This is a genomic window from Nitrospirales bacterium, from assembly GCA_031315865.1.
GTDB lineage: Bacteria > Nitrospirota > Nitrospiria > Nitrospirales > UBA8639 > JAGQKC01.
In genome coordinates, this window is record JALDRJ010000002.1 from 2,065,712 (window position 1) to 2,081,219 (window position 15,508).

The 15,508-nt window shown below is 51.8% G+C and carries 11 protein-coding genes; 8 read left to right on the forward strand and 3 right to left on the reverse strand.

Going from position 1 to position 15,508, the window contains the following annotated elements:
- Nucleotides 1-10: 10 nt before the first annotated feature.
- The 5 genes from MRJ96_09575 (at nt 11) to MRJ96_09595 (ending at nt 4,291) form a co-directional block, all read left to right on the forward strand.
- Nucleotides 11-433 carry a hypothetical protein gene (locus tag MRJ96_09575; GenBank protein MDR4501684.1) on the forward strand — a complete coding sequence of 141 codons (423 nt, stop codon included), beginning with the start codon at nt 11-13 and terminating at the stop codon, nt 431-433.
- Between the two features lie 127 nt (nt 434-560).
- Nucleotides 561-1,220 carry a hypothetical protein gene (locus tag MRJ96_09580; GenBank protein MDR4501685.1) on the forward strand — a complete coding sequence of 220 codons (660 nt, stop codon included), beginning with the start codon at nt 561-563 and terminating at the stop codon, nt 1,218-1,220.
- 240 nt (nt 1,221-1,460) lie between these two features.
- Nucleotides 1,461-2,312, forward strand: a complete 852-nt coding sequence (locus tag MRJ96_09585) for a thioredoxin domain-containing protein (protein ID MDR4501686.1) — start codon at nt 1,461-1,463, stop codon at nt 2,310-2,312.
- Nucleotides 2,313-2,399: 87 nt separating this feature from the next.
- Nucleotides 2,400-3,359: a hypothetical protein gene (locus tag MRJ96_09590; protein ID MDR4501687.1), complete on the forward strand. Its 960-nt coding sequence runs from the start codon at nt 2,400-2,402 to the stop codon at nt 3,357-3,359.
- Nucleotides 3,360-3,511: 152 nt separating this feature from the next.
- A complete protein-coding gene (locus MRJ96_09595; GenBank protein MDR4501688.1) occupies nt 3,512-4,291 on the forward strand; it encodes a CPBP family intramembrane metalloprotease in 780 nt (259 codons plus the stop codon).
- Nucleotides 4,292-4,507: 216 nt separating this feature from the next.
- On the opposite strand, the gene MRJ96_09600 is transcribed toward MRJ96_09595, so the two are convergent.
- Both MRJ96_09600 and MRJ96_09605 read right to left on the reverse strand, forming a co-directional pair.
- Nucleotides 4,508-5,350, reverse strand: coding sequence for an EcsC family protein (locus MRJ96_09600; GenBank protein ID MDR4501689.1), 843 nt, complete (start codon nt 5,348-5,350; stop codon nt 4,508-4,510).
- Between the two features lie 150 nt (nt 5,351-5,500).
- Nucleotides 5,501-6,196 carry a hypothetical protein gene (locus tag MRJ96_09605; GenBank protein ID MDR4501690.1) on the reverse strand — a complete coding sequence of 232 codons (696 nt, stop codon included), beginning with the start codon at nt 6,194-6,196 and terminating at the stop codon, nt 5,501-5,503.
- A gap of 460 nt (nt 6,197-6,656) precedes the next feature.
- Between MRJ96_09605 and MRJ96_09610 the strand changes: the two genes are divergently transcribed.
- A complete protein-coding gene (locus tag MRJ96_09610) occupies nt 6,657-9,740 on the forward strand; it encodes a DUF748 domain-containing protein (protein ID MDR4501691.1) in 3,084 nt (1,027 codons plus the stop codon).
- 78 nt (nt 9,741-9,818) lie between these two features.
- Complete coding sequence (locus MRJ96_09615; protein ID MDR4501692.1) at nt 9,819-10,616, forward strand: DUF1295 domain-containing protein; 798 nt, start codon at nt 9,819-9,821, stop codon at nt 10,614-10,616.
- Here MRJ96_09615 and MRJ96_09620 read toward each other — a convergent pair.
- Nucleotides 10,611-11,918 carry an AmpG family muropeptide MFS transporter gene (locus tag MRJ96_09620; GenBank protein MDR4501693.1) on the reverse strand — a complete coding sequence of 436 codons (1,308 nt, stop codon included), beginning with the start codon at nt 11,916-11,918 and terminating at the stop codon, nt 10,611-10,613. The two genes, MRJ96_09615 and MRJ96_09620, sit on opposite strands and share 6 nt — an antisense overlap.
- Before the next feature lie 476 nt (nt 11,919-12,394).
- Between MRJ96_09620 and MRJ96_09625 the strand changes: the two genes are divergently transcribed.
- Nucleotides 12,395-15,430: a PAS domain-containing protein gene (locus MRJ96_09625; GenBank protein MDR4501694.1), complete on the forward strand. Its 3,036-nt coding sequence runs from the start codon at nt 12,395-12,397 to the stop codon at nt 15,428-15,430.
- Nucleotides 15,431-15,508 lie beyond the last annotated feature (78 nt).

The window sequence follows — 15,508 nt, forward strand, 5'->3', positions numbered from 1 at the left end:
AGGATACGTCATGAATACGTGCAATCGATTTCGGACGCGAGAACGTCGTCGTTGGTTCACATGGAATGCAGGGAAGGCCTTGCAGCTTTCCGGTCTCTGTGCATCCGTAATGATTGGGAGCATGGTAGCGGGAGGACACGCCTTGGCGGGTTGTGGTCTGACTCTTCAATTCGACAATGATTTGAGCAAATCCATCACGGTACTGAACATTGAGTCCAAGACGTCGACGGGTAAGTGGAAGTCAGTGTATGGCGAGGACTTCACGGTGAAGTCTGGCAAGAAGGTCTCGAAGGCGATCGAGACGAATGCGTCTTGCATGATGCCGCATCATTTACGGGTGAAATACGAACAGGGGAAGAGCACGCTGTATAAAACCAAAGGGCCCTTAGGGACGGCGGTCGACAAGAAGTACACGTTTGAGTTTGATGACTAACCATCACCAGGCGTTGATGCCATGGTGAGTGTGGGGTGGAAGCCCTCATGAACGTGTCATCCGATACTTTCCCTTGTCCAATTCGGATGACACAACATTACCGGACAGGGGATACAGGGAGGTAACCATGAGTATACTTCATCACAGACCATCAACTATTTTCAGTCGAAACATCAGTGTTCTGGGGCTGGCCGCTTGTCTGCTCAGCGCGTCCGTCGTGCAGGCTGGGACGAAATGCTATGACTTTAGCCAGCCTCCCGTCGGTACGGAATACCACATAGGCGATACGCTTAACCTCAGACACTCAGTCATTAATGTACGACCATTAGTGAACCGGGATGGGCCAGCGAGCAATGACTCGGCGGTCGCGGAGATCCATGCGGGTAATCTTCCTCAGGGAGGGGCTCCTTCATTGCGAATGAGTTCCATCGTGGCGCAAGTGATTCCCAATAAGCTGGTGAAGACGATGACACTGAAGTTTGCTCAAAACCTTGGGAGCGATCCTTCGAAGCGCATCGTCAATATTGGCGTTAACGGGCAGAGCCTCTCATTGAATGGGTCTCTTGACCGGGCCGATGGCAAGGTGTTGGGTAAGGCTGATAAGGGAGGAAAGGTTCGTATATCCGTTCAAGCGACACCTGATGGTGGCGATAGTTATTGGGTTCGCGGGACGGTCACTTTAACCTCAGCTTCACCGCTTCCCTTGCCTCAGAAAGGCATCAAGCAGTTTTCGTTCGGGGCCTCCACCCAATTGTTTATCGATGATGTGTGTATGACGGAGAAATAGATTCCTGTTCGGCGGAGTCCACGTTTCGCTCGGGCGCGAAACGTGGACGGTGTCGTCGGTCGACGACACATTTTCCCGTGCCATGCTCAAACAAGATATGGAAATGCGCTTGTTGCCTTTTTCACTGAGCTTTCTCGTTCGTGTATTTTTCTACGGCACCATTTCCGGATATGATACAGTCCCTTCCTCTCTCGAATGATCTATACGGTTCGAGTCAGTCTCTGAAAAAGGAGCGTTTGTATGATGACTCGTGTATTGCATTACATTGTTGCGGCGCTGCTGTGTATTCCCTCCGCGGGTATTTCTGTTGTTAAAGCCCAGTCTCCGGAATCGTTTCTGGCAGAGGGTTCCTCGAGGTCCAGCCTGATCGCAGCCGTGAGATCCGTGCTTCGGGAACATCCCGAACTGATCCTTGACGCCTTAGAGAAAGATCCGGTGGCGTTGGCTGATCTTGTTGAGCGGGCTTCAATCGCCAAAACTTTTCAGGTCGAACAGGAGAGACGGCTGGATGAGCTCAAACACCCGAAGATTCCCGCCGTTGACCTGAACCGCCCGATCCGTGGAAACCCGGAGGCTTCGATCACGATCGTAGAGTATAGCGACTTCGAATGTCCCTTCTGCCGCTCGGCATCCTCCACCGTGAAACAAGTCCTGGAACAATACGGAGATGAGGTTCGATTCGTGTATAAACACAACGCATTGAACTTTCATCCCATGGCTGAGCCTGCCGCACGATACTTTGAGGCCATTGCCTTGCAAGACACAGATGAGGCTTGGCGTTTTCATGATCTTGTCTTCGATCAACAGGACCTGCTCGCAGATGGGGAGGCGGTCTTGAAAGCCATCCTGGCGACATTACAGGTTAATCAGGAACAGGTAGTCCGAGACCTGAACGGAGACATGGTTGAACAACGTCTGAGCCTTGACCGAGACGAAGTGGCTCGTTTTGGTTTTGATGGAACGCCGGCTTTCCTGATCAATGGCGTGTCATTGATGGGAAGTCAACCGATGGAAGATTTCGAAGACATCATCCGGATGTTTATCGATGACAGCCAAGGCGTAGAACATGTTGAGGTCGAACATGAAAAGTAGGGGTAACGTGGCCCTAGCTTCAGTCTCTCGTGAATATCAGACATGGCCGCTCGCAGTGAAACGATAAACCCAGAAATGGAGTTGAAGATGGAATTGAGAACATGGTTGACGATATCTATGGTCCTATTATGTGTTCTCTCGTGGCATAGCCACGGTTTTGCCGCCGATAAAATCACCAATTGTTCTGCAAACCAAGAAGCGGCGCTGCAAAACGCGAACGAGTACATTTCCGATCATCTGAATAACTTTCTCGCGACGAAAGCAGGATTTTTGCCAACCAAATATAAGGACAAGTTAAAGAAGAATTGGCCGAAGACGACGCTGAAGTGTTCGAACGCCGATGACTATTGCGCTAAAAAGGGGTTTGCCGCCTTTCAAAATGTGGGAAAAGTCTTGAGATATTGCACGAAAGAGTTTGATCTGACGACCGCCAGTCTTTGCCGGGTTGCTGCGCTGACCATGCATGAATTAGGACATTCCGCTGGAATTCCCATCCATGCTCGACATAATCATGCCGATCTGTACGGTTCAGTGGCCTCGGGCGATGCCGATTTGGTGTATCGGCTAGGCAATGAATTTCGATCGTACTGCGACAATAATCCTGGCACGAGCCCGTCCGTCACTCAAGCAAGTGGTGGTCCGATCGGAGCGACGTGTCAGAAGAATGAAGACTGCCGTTCGAAGAAATGTCAGGGAACGGGGAGCGTCCGAGAATGCGTATGCGCGAAAGATGGAGACTGCGGAAGCGCGGCCCGCTGTAAAAAACGATTGGGGAAAAATTACTGCCTTGCCAAAGGTACGGGCCCCGGGGATTTTTGTAAAAAGAACAGTGATTGTCACATCGGCGTCTGTCAGAAGAAAAGCTGTGTGTGTAAAACGGATGATCATTGCAGGAGCTTTTATGTTGGGATTACCGATATTCGATGTGTCAATCGCGTCGGCAAGAATTTTTGCCAAGAGACAAACCAAGACCTGGGTGAGTCGTGCCAGAAGGATTCTGATTGTCGCGGTTCGTTGAAATGTAAAAAGAAGCAGTGCAGCAGTTGACCGATTCTATTCTTCTAGGAGGGCACTTCCGCTGTTAGTAAGATATTTTACTGTTCCCACTAGCGGCGGTATAGCCATTTCAGTACTACCGAAACGATACAGCAACCTCCTGTACGCTTTGGTTCTTCAAGACGTGAGAGAAACATCAACGTGTGTCAGGGTATCCAGGTGGGTATCACCTTCCGCTTGTGATGACGTCGTACCGCGCGGGAGTTGTCGCATGTATCGACTGGAACGTATGTGAATTCGTTATAATAATCGTGATGCGATTTTCCGGTGAGAGTTCGCAGGACGCAAGCGAGTACGTGTCTCCGGGAGTTGAGTTAGGAGCGGTCGTCCTGACGGGGCTTTTGCATGTTGTGTTTCAAGGCCCTGAGAGCAAGGGGGCATTTATCGCATTGGCCAGCGTGAGCTGGGTGAGTTATATCGGGTGGCGAGTGAGGCAGGCCCCAGGACTCTGGAGACACTGGGGATTCCGATCCGATAATCTGAAGGCGTCATTTTTCATTCCCAGTATTGCCTTTGTTTTATCAATGGGAGGCATGGCGGTCTGGGGCTGGTTCTCCGGCCATGACTTGTGGAATGAGCACCTCATTCCATTATGCCTGTTGTATCCGATCTGGGGCGTGCTGCAGCAATTTTTGGTTCAGGCCTTGGGGGTTTTGAATATTCAGAAGCTTTTCCCCAATGTCGGAGTGCGCTCAGTGGTGCTGCTTGGAGCCTGTCTGTTCTCCCTCGTTCATTACCCACAGGGATGGTTGATGCTGGCGACTTGGGTCTTGGGCCTGGTCTTCATTCCTTGTTATCTCCGGCACCGAAATCTTTGGCCTTTGGGTTTGTACCATGGGTGGCTCGGTACCTTCTTCTATCTCTGGGTTTTAGGTCAAGATCCGTGGGATTTGGCTTTTGGGGCCTATAGCCGTTTCAAATAATTTCCGTCTGGTTCAACGTCGTACCGCGCGGGGTGTGTCGTCTGTATCGATTGGCACGTATGTGGATTCGCTATAGTGATCTCTTGCTGGACTTGATTAAAGCAAGTGCCTTGTGTGCCGATGAAGTCGACTCGTGACTGTGCAGGTAGGAGCTGGTTGAGGGAGAAAATCCTCGGTCGCTAGTTTATGAGTCGCTGTTGTCGCAGAACGTCGGATTTAGCCGGAAGTTTTAGCTTGTGATTCTGTCTGGTTGGGAGTTTCCCGATGATTGGGATCCCTAAGGGCTTCATAGGCAGTTTTGATCTGTTCGGTACCATAGGTCCGTTCCAGGCGCCGCACGGTAAAGTGACCGCGTGCGATGTCTTGAAAATGGTTGATGAAGAGTAGGTTAATCGTCGCTCCTCCCGCCGCTCCGATGATCGGAATGGCTTGAGCAGCCGCCTTTTCGGAAACTTGGATACTGTAGCGGGTGGCGATTTGCGTGACGAGACGAACCAGGCCGGGAGCTCCGGTTTCCGCCATGCCACGTTCGGTGATGTATTTGGCAGCTTCCGTGACCGCCGCCCCGAGTGCGGTTCGAACGGCAAAGTAGCCTGTCTCGGAGCCGTCATCGTTTTGAGTCGGTCCTCCAAGTGCGAAGACCTCGAGGCAAGACAGCTTGGTCTCGACATCAAGAATGTTTTCCCCTTCGCTCCGTGCAATATCCGCGATAGACCGAAGCATGATGGTGGTCGAGATGGGCAGTTCGACCGCCAGGCCTCCCAGTCCGAATGCCCCGCCTAACGCGCCGCTGATCGACGTGAAAACTTTGTGGGCTGTGTTCGATGCCTCTCCCGCATGCTGATAGTTCAGGGTGGCGACAGCGACGTCTAGTGCACGGGACAGGGCCCCTTTAGTAGAGGTCATCAACTTTTCGGACCAATTGTCCGGAAGAACGGCGAGGGCTTTTTCGACGGGTGTACCGATTAGATTCGTTACTTTGGCTGCAAAACTTGGACTTTCCAAGAGCAGATATGCTCGTTCAAGCGCTTCTTGGTCTTCAACGCTAAGCGTCGTCATGGGTTCCTTTCTTTATCCGGCTGCATGCATGGTGAAATGTTTACTCGTATCTCCTCGATTAGAGCCCGCCTTACAACCATGTTGCGAGTGCGATTCATTTTTTCAGTGAGAAGAAGATGATGATGATGAGTATTGACGATCACAACCGGGTTATTCCTTTAACTTCACGCGGAATCGTCCTTCCTGAATACTGATGTTTTCGACTCCCTTGGAGAATTGATCCCAAAATCCCCCTTCTGCACCAAAGTGTTCGACTAAATTCACGTTCTTGATCTCACCCCACCAGGATTGCGGAAGGGGAACTCCCCCCAGACTCAAGCCTTTGATGGCCACGACTGGTTTATTGTTCACATACTTAAGGACGACTCCTAAGTTGAGGTGTAATGTTTTGCCGCCGAGCAGCGGGACCTCCTGATCCATAGGCACGAGCAATTTGACGCTGACGAGATCGTCGTCTAAATCAACGGCCACATATTTGGCGGTCTCAGGGTCTTTGGCGATAAGGGCATTCAATTCTTTTTCCGACAAAGAAATTTCTCGGTTTTCGTCATGTTCCGTGTAGGCTTCAGGCTCTAACCGTGCAGGAATTGGAGTGGTCGTTTCGGGTTCGTTTTTTGAGAGAGAAGGCCTGTTTGGTCCCGTCAACTTTGACATTTTGGCCTCGAGAATGTGCTGCTCGGGTGTCGTTAATTCTGTGGGAGTGAAGGGCGCGGCATAGATGTTTTTGTTCATCCACCAGGCCGTCATTCCGATCGTCACCAGGATGACGAGTCCTATAATGCCTGTGACTTGAAGAATGCTGACTCGGGGGGGTGATGATGAATGTTGTCGCGTGACATGGTTCATGACTCACCTCACGAGATGGGTGAAACATATTTGCACTTTTGAGTAATAGAGAAGGCTTATTTGCAATCGGGGTACTTGAGGGGGTGTGCACTCTTTAAGCCATAAGGGCGGTTGAGTATGTTTACTTCTTTTCAGTATACCGTATTTTCATCGAGTTTGCACATGACCGGTCCATGGGCCATACAATTTTAAAAGGATCGGCCTTCGTTTCAGTCTGAAAATCGGGTTGCGGGCGGCGCGAACAGGGTGAAAAAATCCGGAGATGCATGAACGTCCCATTCATGCATGGCCATGGCCGGCCGGTGAACAGTTCAGTCATTAACGTCATGATACCTGGCACATTCAGCCTCCAGGGCCAAAAGTTTTCGCTGGTCTCACTCAAGACAAGAGGGTATAGTAATGGTTCTGCTGGAAACACTGTTGATCGCTATTCTTCAGTAGATCGTCGAACAGTTTAGGCATGTTTGGAATGGGCATCTTCCGCAATATACGACGGCTGATCCTGGTTCTTGTGTCATTGGTGCTGTTGTACGCTGTCTTGGGATTTGTCGTGATTCCGTGGGTGGCCGAATCCAAGCTCCCTGAACTCCTCTCCGAGCAGTTGGGCAGAACTGTGTTGGTCGAAGACATTGCCTTTAATCCCTTCACGCTTTCGTTGGATGTTCAAGGATTTGAGGTTCAAGAGTCGGATCAGAGTCCCTTGTTCGGGTTCCAAAGACTGTTCGTGAATTTCCAGATCTCGTCGCTCTTTCGGCAGGTGTATGCGTTTGAAACCATTCAACTGGTCTTGCCATATGGGCTGATCAGGGTGCGGCCCGATGGCACGTTGAATGTCTCAGACCTTGGTCCGAAGACGTCTTCTGACCAGGCCATGCCATCACAGGAAGAAGAAGCGGAGTCACCATCGAATGGTGAAGATGGAGCGTTACCCGCCGTCGAAATAGACCGTCTGGCGATCGAGCAGGGGATGGTGGAGTTCCATGACGATTCACGACAAACACCCTTTTCGGTCGATATCGTTCCTATAGAAATCTCCCTGAATCATTTCACCACGCGAGCCGATTCCGAGAATCCCTATGCCGTCACGGCTGAGTTTGGAGAGGGTGAGGAGCTGCAGTGGGAAGGAACGCTTGTTTTGGACCCCTTGAGTTCGTCAGGAAAGGTTTCATTAACCGGGCTACAGCTTCAGACTCCGTGGCAATACCTTCAGGATCAGTTGCGCTTTGAGATTCACGATGGGGTCTTGAACATCAGTACGAAATATGAGGTGACGTCACGAGAAGACATTGTCAAGACGACGTTGTCGGAAGGCGACATTCATATCGGCAAATTACGAATGGCGGCCAAAGGCAACACGGAGACCGTGCTCGACATCCCTTCATTGGACGTCAACGAGGTCATGGTTGATCTGACAGATCAACGTGTGACCATCCCGTTTGTCCGTTCGAAAGATGCCAGGCTGGTGACTTGGCTGAATGATACGGGTCAGGTGAATTACCAGGAGCTGTTTTCTCCTATCGATGCGACCGAACGTGATGCTGACTCTGATGTCACCCCGGCGGATTCCGAAGAGCCCAAGAAGAAGTCTTCTGGATCTGACCGGCCCTGGGTCGTTGAAGTGAAAGACTTCGCGCTCCAGAATTACACCGTCGGATTCGAGGACCGCACGGTTGAGCCGCCTGTGAAGCTCGACCTTGCAGGACTTGACCTGCAAGTGAAAAGGCTCTCCACTACGTTTGATAAGCCATTCGACCTGGCTTTGGTGCTCACCTTGAACGAAACCGGAAGGATTGAAGCGAACGGTTCGGTAGATGTCGATCCTGTCGCCGTCGATCTCATGTTAAAGCTCTCAGGATTAGCCGTGGCTCCCTTCTATCCCTACTTCTCTCAACATGTGCAATTTGAACTGGCCGATGGCGCAGTCGATATCGACGGCAAAATGCAGTACAACAGTGCTCCGGAAAAAACTCCTCTTGTTCACTACGAAGGTGGGATTGCGCTGAATGGCCTCATCGCGAAGGATCGTGAGCTCGCAGAAGAGTTTCTCACGCTTCAGTCATTGGCCGTTCATGATCTCAATCTCGATGTCGAGCCGACAGCGGTGTCGATTGGAGAGATTGAGCTGACACGACCGTTCATCAAAGCGACGATCGGCACGGATGGAACCATGAATCTGTCACGCGTGTTTTCGCCTCCCGGCAATCACGAATCTCCTGAGGCCTCGCCAACCGATTCGCCAGAGCCCGATGAATCCAAGCCAGCCTCGGATCCGCTCCCCGTCAAGATTGACCGCGTCCGGCTCGCCAATGCCGAGGCGCAGTTTGCCGATTGGTCGTTGGAGCCGAATGTGCTGACCGGCATTCAAGAATTGGCGGGAACGATTTCTGGACTGTCTTCGGCACAAGTCGCAAAGGCTGATGTCGATCTCAAGGGCAAAGTGGGCCAGTATGCGCCCTTTGAGGTGAAGGGGAAAATTAATCCCCTCAGTCAAGATGCCTACACGGACCTGACCCTCAACTTTCAAAGGGTGGACCTCACGGCGGTGTCTCCTTACGCGGGAAAGTATGCGGGACATCCCATTACGAAAGGCAAGCTCTCTCTCGACCTCAAGTATAAAATTGCCGAGCATGTGTTGGAGGGGGAAAACAAAATCCTGATTGATCAACTCACGATGGGAGGGAAAACGGGAAGTCCTGACGCCACATCCCTGCCCGTTCCATTGGCTTTGGCGCTCCTCAAGGACCGTCATGGAAAGATCGATATCGACCTGCCCGTTCGTGGCAATCTGAACGACCCTGACTTCAGCTATGGTCGGGTCGTCCTTCAGGCTTTGGTGAACATTCTGACGAAAGCCGCTACCTCGCCGTTTAATTTAATCGGAGGACTCATCATGGGAGGCGGGGGAGATGATCTTCAGTCTGTGGAGTTTGCCCTGGGTTCTGATCAATTGGAGCAGGGTGAGCAAGACAAGCTGAACTCCTTAGCACAAGCATTGGAAGAACGGCCAGCCCTTCGTCTTGAAGTGACGGGCACAGCCGATCAGACTCAGGACCGTCAAGCACTCATTGAATCGAAATTTTCTGAACAGATTCAGGCATTGAGGGCAAGTGCCCCTTCTTCCTCAGGGGCGCCTGCTACATCAGGCAACGAGGACAAGGCCCGACCTCGTGATGAGCGTCAATTGATTCGTCTGCTCTTCGTCAAAAAATTCGGAGAAGCGGAAGCCAAAAAATTAGAAGCCCAGCCCGGAGAAGCGATTTCTCCAGGAAGCGACCGTGAGTCGCCCGATCGCGGAGCGGAAACGCAGTCTGAACCTGTCAAACGCGAACCTTGGGAGGAGATGAAACGTCGACTGTTGGATGCCATCGACATTTCCGAACGTGATATTCGGCTGTTGGCCCAACGCCGGGCCCGAATGATTCGTGATCATCTCATTCAGCAAGGGAAAATTCCCGAAGAACGGGTCTTCCTGATCGAAGTCACACTGGATGCCGAGGCCGAACAGGATCATGTCAAGAGTCACCTTTCCTTAACGGCAGGGTAAGCCGTGTGTGGCAATGAAGTGTTCGGGTAGATGCTGTTGCACATTTTCCGCTAGCACCATCGTCTTTCCCCGCGCCATATGACTGTCCTATCCTCATTCGTGAATACGCTCGTCCAAGTCTGGCTGTGTGCGGCCTTCTTGATGTTCTGGCTCTGGATCATCCAGAACTTCTACCGTAATGCCGTGGTGGCGGACATCGGCTTTTGCGTGATGTTTGGCGTGCTGAGTATCGTCTATGCTGTCGGACTTCCGGGAGATCCCGTCCGAAAGGGACTCTTGGGTATGATGGGGGCCGTGTACGGGTTTCGTTTAGCGTCGCATTTGACCCTGGATCGGTTGTATAAAAAGGCTGAAGACGCGCGGTATCAAACTCTCAGAGAAGCGATGGGGGCCTGGGCCCAGTCCGGGTTCTTCCTCTATTTTCAAGGGCAGGCTGTTGCGCTTGCGGTCTTCTCGATCCCGTTGCTGATTCTGATGGTGAACCCCTTTCCGCCGTTCAGTCTGTGGGAAGTTATCGGGATCTTCTGTTGGGTTTTCGCGATTGCGGGAGAGGCTTCAGCGGATTATCAATTACGAAGGTTCCGGATGAATCCGTCGCACGTCGGAAAAACCTGTCGCGTAGGATGGTGGTATTATTGCCGTCATCCAAACTATTTTTTTGAGGGATGCATTTGGAGTTCCTACGTGGTGATGGCGATCGGCATTCCTTGGGGGTGGTTGACCGTGATCGGTCCATTGGGAATGATGATCGCGCTTCTTAAAGTTAGTGGCATTCCGTACGCCGAAGCCCGGGCCATCGTGACGCGGGGAGACGATTATCGTGACTATCAACGGACGACGAATGCCTTGATTCCCTGGTTTCCCAAATCGTCATGAAAGAGAAGTCTGACTCGTGGTGGGGGCCTGGTGGTTGACGAGTGGCGCCGAATCGCCGTGCTGGAGGCTAACGAGGCGTCTAATCAGGAAAAGTCCCGGTAGAGCGATGAGCGTGCAGAATGTATAAAACGCTTCCCACCCGATCCACTCCACCAGAACACCTGTGGTCGATCCGGCAATGACTCGAGGGATGCCCATCAGGCTGGTGAGCAGGGCATATTGGGTCGCGGTGAACCGTTTGTTGGTGATGCTGGCCATAAACGCCACATAGGCGGTTTGTCCGAGCCCGCTGGTGATCGTCTCGAAGGCAATGACGGCCGTGAGGACTGTCAGGTGGTTGCCGATGGCCGCCAGTACGATAAACCCGGCAGTCGACAGCATTTGTAGAAGGCCAAAGATCCACAATGAGCGAACGATGCCGAGCCGGTACACGACTAACCCGCCCAACAACCCTCCTCCGATTAACGCCACCATCCCGAAGACCTTCACAACCATGGCGTATTGGGTTTTCGACACGCCCAAGTCAACCATCAAGGGAGAAAGCATTTCAGAGGCCATACTATCTCCCAATTTATAGAGCAGGATGAAGAGCAAGATCTGGAGTGCTTGGGGTCGTGAGAAGAATTCCACAAACGGCCCCACGATCGCTTCCTGAAGAGAGGCTGGGGGGGAGCCGGCATCCGGCTCGTGGGCGAGCCAGGTGGCGAAGAGCCCGACGAGCATCGCGCATCCCATGATCAGGTAGACGTCCTGCCAGGAAAAGAACGTTACGTCGGCGAGGAACAGGGCTAAGGCGCCGGCAACTAGCATGCCGAGTCGATACCCATAAATGAACACGGACGACCCGATACCGAGCTCTTCATCCCTCAACGCTTCGCGTCGATAGGCGTCGAGAACGATATCTTGGCTGGCGCTGAAAAACGTGATCAGCGTGCACAGGAGGATGACGCTGGGAAGGTCCGTGTGAGGGTTCGTGAAGGCGATGGCGCTAATGGCGAGGAGCAGCATGATTTGAGTGATGAGCATCCATCCTCGGCGTCGGCCGAAGGCGAAAGGGATGCAGCGATCCATGAGAGGAGCCCAGAGAAATTTGAGCGTGTAAGGCAGGCCAACCAGACTGAAAAACCCAATGGTGCTGAGGTCGAGTCCTTCTTCCCGTAACCAAAACTTGAGGGTCGATCCAGTAAGAAGAAGGGGCAGGCCTGACGAAAATCCAGCCAATAACATGACCAGCATCTTTGCACTCAGCAGCAGCCTGACGAACTCACCAAGCCAATGATTTGACGGAGTTTTTTCGTTCATACTCAAGAGCGTATCATAGGCCGTGGGTAGAGTCTTCTCAGGACGATCGTACGTGAAGAAAAAAGAGCGGATGATACAGTGCGTTTGGGAAATAAGGGATGGTTCTTCGCTCTCAAGAAGCGGGAGATCCTTCGTGGGGAAAATTGCTACATTGCTTGACATTCTATTGAAAAGGTGTCAGCCTAGTTCAACTATGCGTGACGTATGGAACAGATTGATATTCGTCGAGTGTTGAGCCGAAATTGCCCGTTCTGAGGGATAGTGGGTTGTGGAGGGGCTGCATTTTTCCAATCATTCTTTTTTCATAAATTCCTTCCTCAACCGCTGTATAACGATTTTTCCAAGGAGGTATCTGTTCGCTTCGTTCTTGCTCCATTCATTGGCTGATTCATTCGCACTTGTAACGTATTTTTTCACGATTGTCTTCCGGTTCTTGGTGTCGGTAGCGTTTCATAAGCCAGTGAAATGGTTGGTCCATGAAGAGACAGTCTTCAACCCCATCGCTCACGAGGGCGGAATTACCCGTCCCCACCTTATCTTCTCTCGAGCAACCTCCTGACCTTTCCGCACGTCGACAGGCATTCCCCTCGATTGCCTCACAAAAAGTCCTCTTGGAACACCTGGCTTCGGCCACATCGCTGTCCCGCGCGTTGACCATTTTTTGCCAGAAGATCGAAGAGCAGTTCCCCGAAATGACCGTTTCATTCTTTTTGCAGAAAGGGACCGTTTTGCGTCATGTCGCCGCTTCACGATTGCCTGAACCGTTTCTGCGTGAGATCGATGGTGCCGTGATCGGTCCGGAGGGCGGGGTATGCGGGGCTTCCGCGTTTGAACGGCGAACGATTCTCGTATCCGATATTGAACACGATGGGCGTTGGACGCGACACAAAGACCTGGCGTTACGGTTCGGGTTTCGTGCCTGTTGGTCCATTCCTATCTTTTCCAGCAAAGCCGAAGTGTTGGGGACGTTGACGATGTATTTCAAAGAGATGAGGACACCGCAAGAAATACCTCATGATCTGATAGAAGTGTACGCCCAGCTGGCTGGCATGAGCATTGAACGTTTTCGTCTGGAAGAGTCCTTGGCCCACCATCCCCCTCGCTTACAACGACTGGTGGAATCCACCAATGTGATTCCCTGGGAGATTGAGTGCTCGACATGGAGGCTGACGTACATTGGCCCGCAGGTTTGGCGCCTTCTCGACCGTCCTGCAAGCTATTGGGAAGAAGATCAGGCATGGGAACGGTGTATTCATCCGGCAGATCGAGACAGGGTGATGGCGGAATGTCGAACGGTCATGGAGCAGCGGCGGGAATTCGAACTGGAATATCGCTTGCTGCGGGCTGATGACGCGACGTTCTGGGTCCGTCATTTAATCAGCGTGGTGCATGATGAGGATGGCCAGCCACAGTCTCTTCAAGGGTTTTTGCTCGATATCACTCAACAGAAGGAAGCCCAGATCGCCATGCAGGGCAGTGAAGAACGGTTTCAAGCTATTCTGGACCATTCGCCGGCCTTGGTGTTCGTGAAAGATCCGGATGGACGGTATTTGTTTGTCAACCGGCAATGGGAAACCCAATTTGCGCTGTCCAGATCTGACGTGCTCGGAAAGACTATGCATGAAGTATTTCCATTCGATACAGCCGATGCTCTTCTCGCGAATGATCGCCTGGTCTACCAGAAACGAACTCCGGTGGAATTTGAGGAAGAGATACGACTCCAAGATGGAACAGCACATACCTATTTGTCCGTTAAGTTTCCCATTCCGAGTTTCCATCAACAAACGATGGCGATCTGTGGGATCGCTACGGATATTACCGACCGAAAACGAACGGAACATCTCCTCCAAACTCAGAATACCATCTTGCAGCTCCTGGCTGGTGGCGAATCGTTGAAGCGTGTTCTTGACGCGCTCTGTCTTCTAATAGAGCAGCAGCGGCCGGGGACCTATTGCACGGTTCTTCTTCTCGAAGACGATGGTCAGACGTTTCGTTTAGCCGCGGCACCGACTGTGCCTCAAGAATTTGCCCGGGGGCTTGATGGATTAACGGTCGGCGAATTCAACGGATCCTGCGGGGCTGCGGTGTTTCATGGACAACAGGTCATCGTTTCCGATGTGAGTCAGGACCCACGCTTTGAAAAATTCGGAGATTTTCCCATGAGACATGGGATTCGTGCCTGCTGGTCTACGCCATTTTGGGGAAAAGATGAAAAAGTCTTGGGTTCATTCTGTATTTCACACCCTTCTCCGTGCATGCCAACGACATACGATCAACAGCTGATGAGCACGGCGGCTCACCTGGCGAGTATAGCCTGTGAACGCCATGCCACGGAGCAGGCGTTAAAACATAGCGAAGCCAAACTGCGTCAGGCGCAGAAAATGGAAGCCATTGGAACCTTGGCCGGAGGAATCGCGCATGACTTTAATAATATTCTCACGGCCATCCTGGGCTTCAATGAATTATCCCGTTCGTTTCTTCCAAGCACCAGCCCTGTTCATCGATATCTTGAGGAGGTTCATGAGGCTGGGATTCGGGCTAAAGGCTTAACGAAGCAAATCCTGGCTTTTAGTCGTCAATCTGATCAAGAGTTGAAGCCGGTACATCTCCCTCAAGTCATTGAAGATGGCGTTCGGTTCTTGCGAGCGACATTACCGACGACGATTGAAATCAAGACCACATTGAAACAGACGGTCAACCCGATCATCGCCGACCCCGTTCAAATCCATCAGGTGTTGATGAATCTCTGCACCAACTCCGCGCAGGCGATGGAGCCAAAAGGAGGTGAGCTTGAGGTCTGTCTCGATCGTTGCGTGTTGACGGAGGAAGAAAGTTGTCATATGAATGATGGCGTAACCTCCCTACGCCGCTCGTACATCAAATTGACGATTCGGGATACCGGACCAGGCATTGCTCCTGAAATCCTCGACCGGGTCTTTGATCCGTTTTTCACGACCAAAGAGTCTGGTGATGGAGTCGGCCTTGGTCTCTCTGTCGTGCACGGGATCGTCTCGAATCACCAGGGAGAAATTAAGGTAGAAAGTACGCCTGGCTGCGGAACGACGTTTACGATACTCTTACCTGAATTAGATGTTGCCTCATTTCAGGACCGACACCATGATCGACCGCTTAAGATTGGAACAGGTGAACGTATATTATTCGTGGAAGATGAGGAAGCGATTGCTCATCTTGGGAAAGAAATACTCAAGCAGCTGGGGTACACGGTGGTCGTAGAAACGCAAAGCGAGAGGGCGCTGGAAGTGTTTCGCGAGGAGCCGGAGGCATTTGACCTTGTGATTACCGATCAGACGATGCCCAATATGACGGGAGAAGTGTTATCACAAGAATTACTTCGCTTGCGCCCCGACATCCCGATTATTCTCTGTACAGGCTATAGTCCGGGTATGACTCCAGAAAAGTCTCGAAAATTGGGGATTCGGGCTTTTCTATGGAAACCATTGTTGTTACACGACTTGAGCCATACCATTCATGAGGTACTGTCGTCTCGATAAGTTAGTCTCATGCCGAGAGTAATGGACACAGGGCCTGGCTATAGGTGGCTTAATTTTTGCTTGTATGACCGTCATACG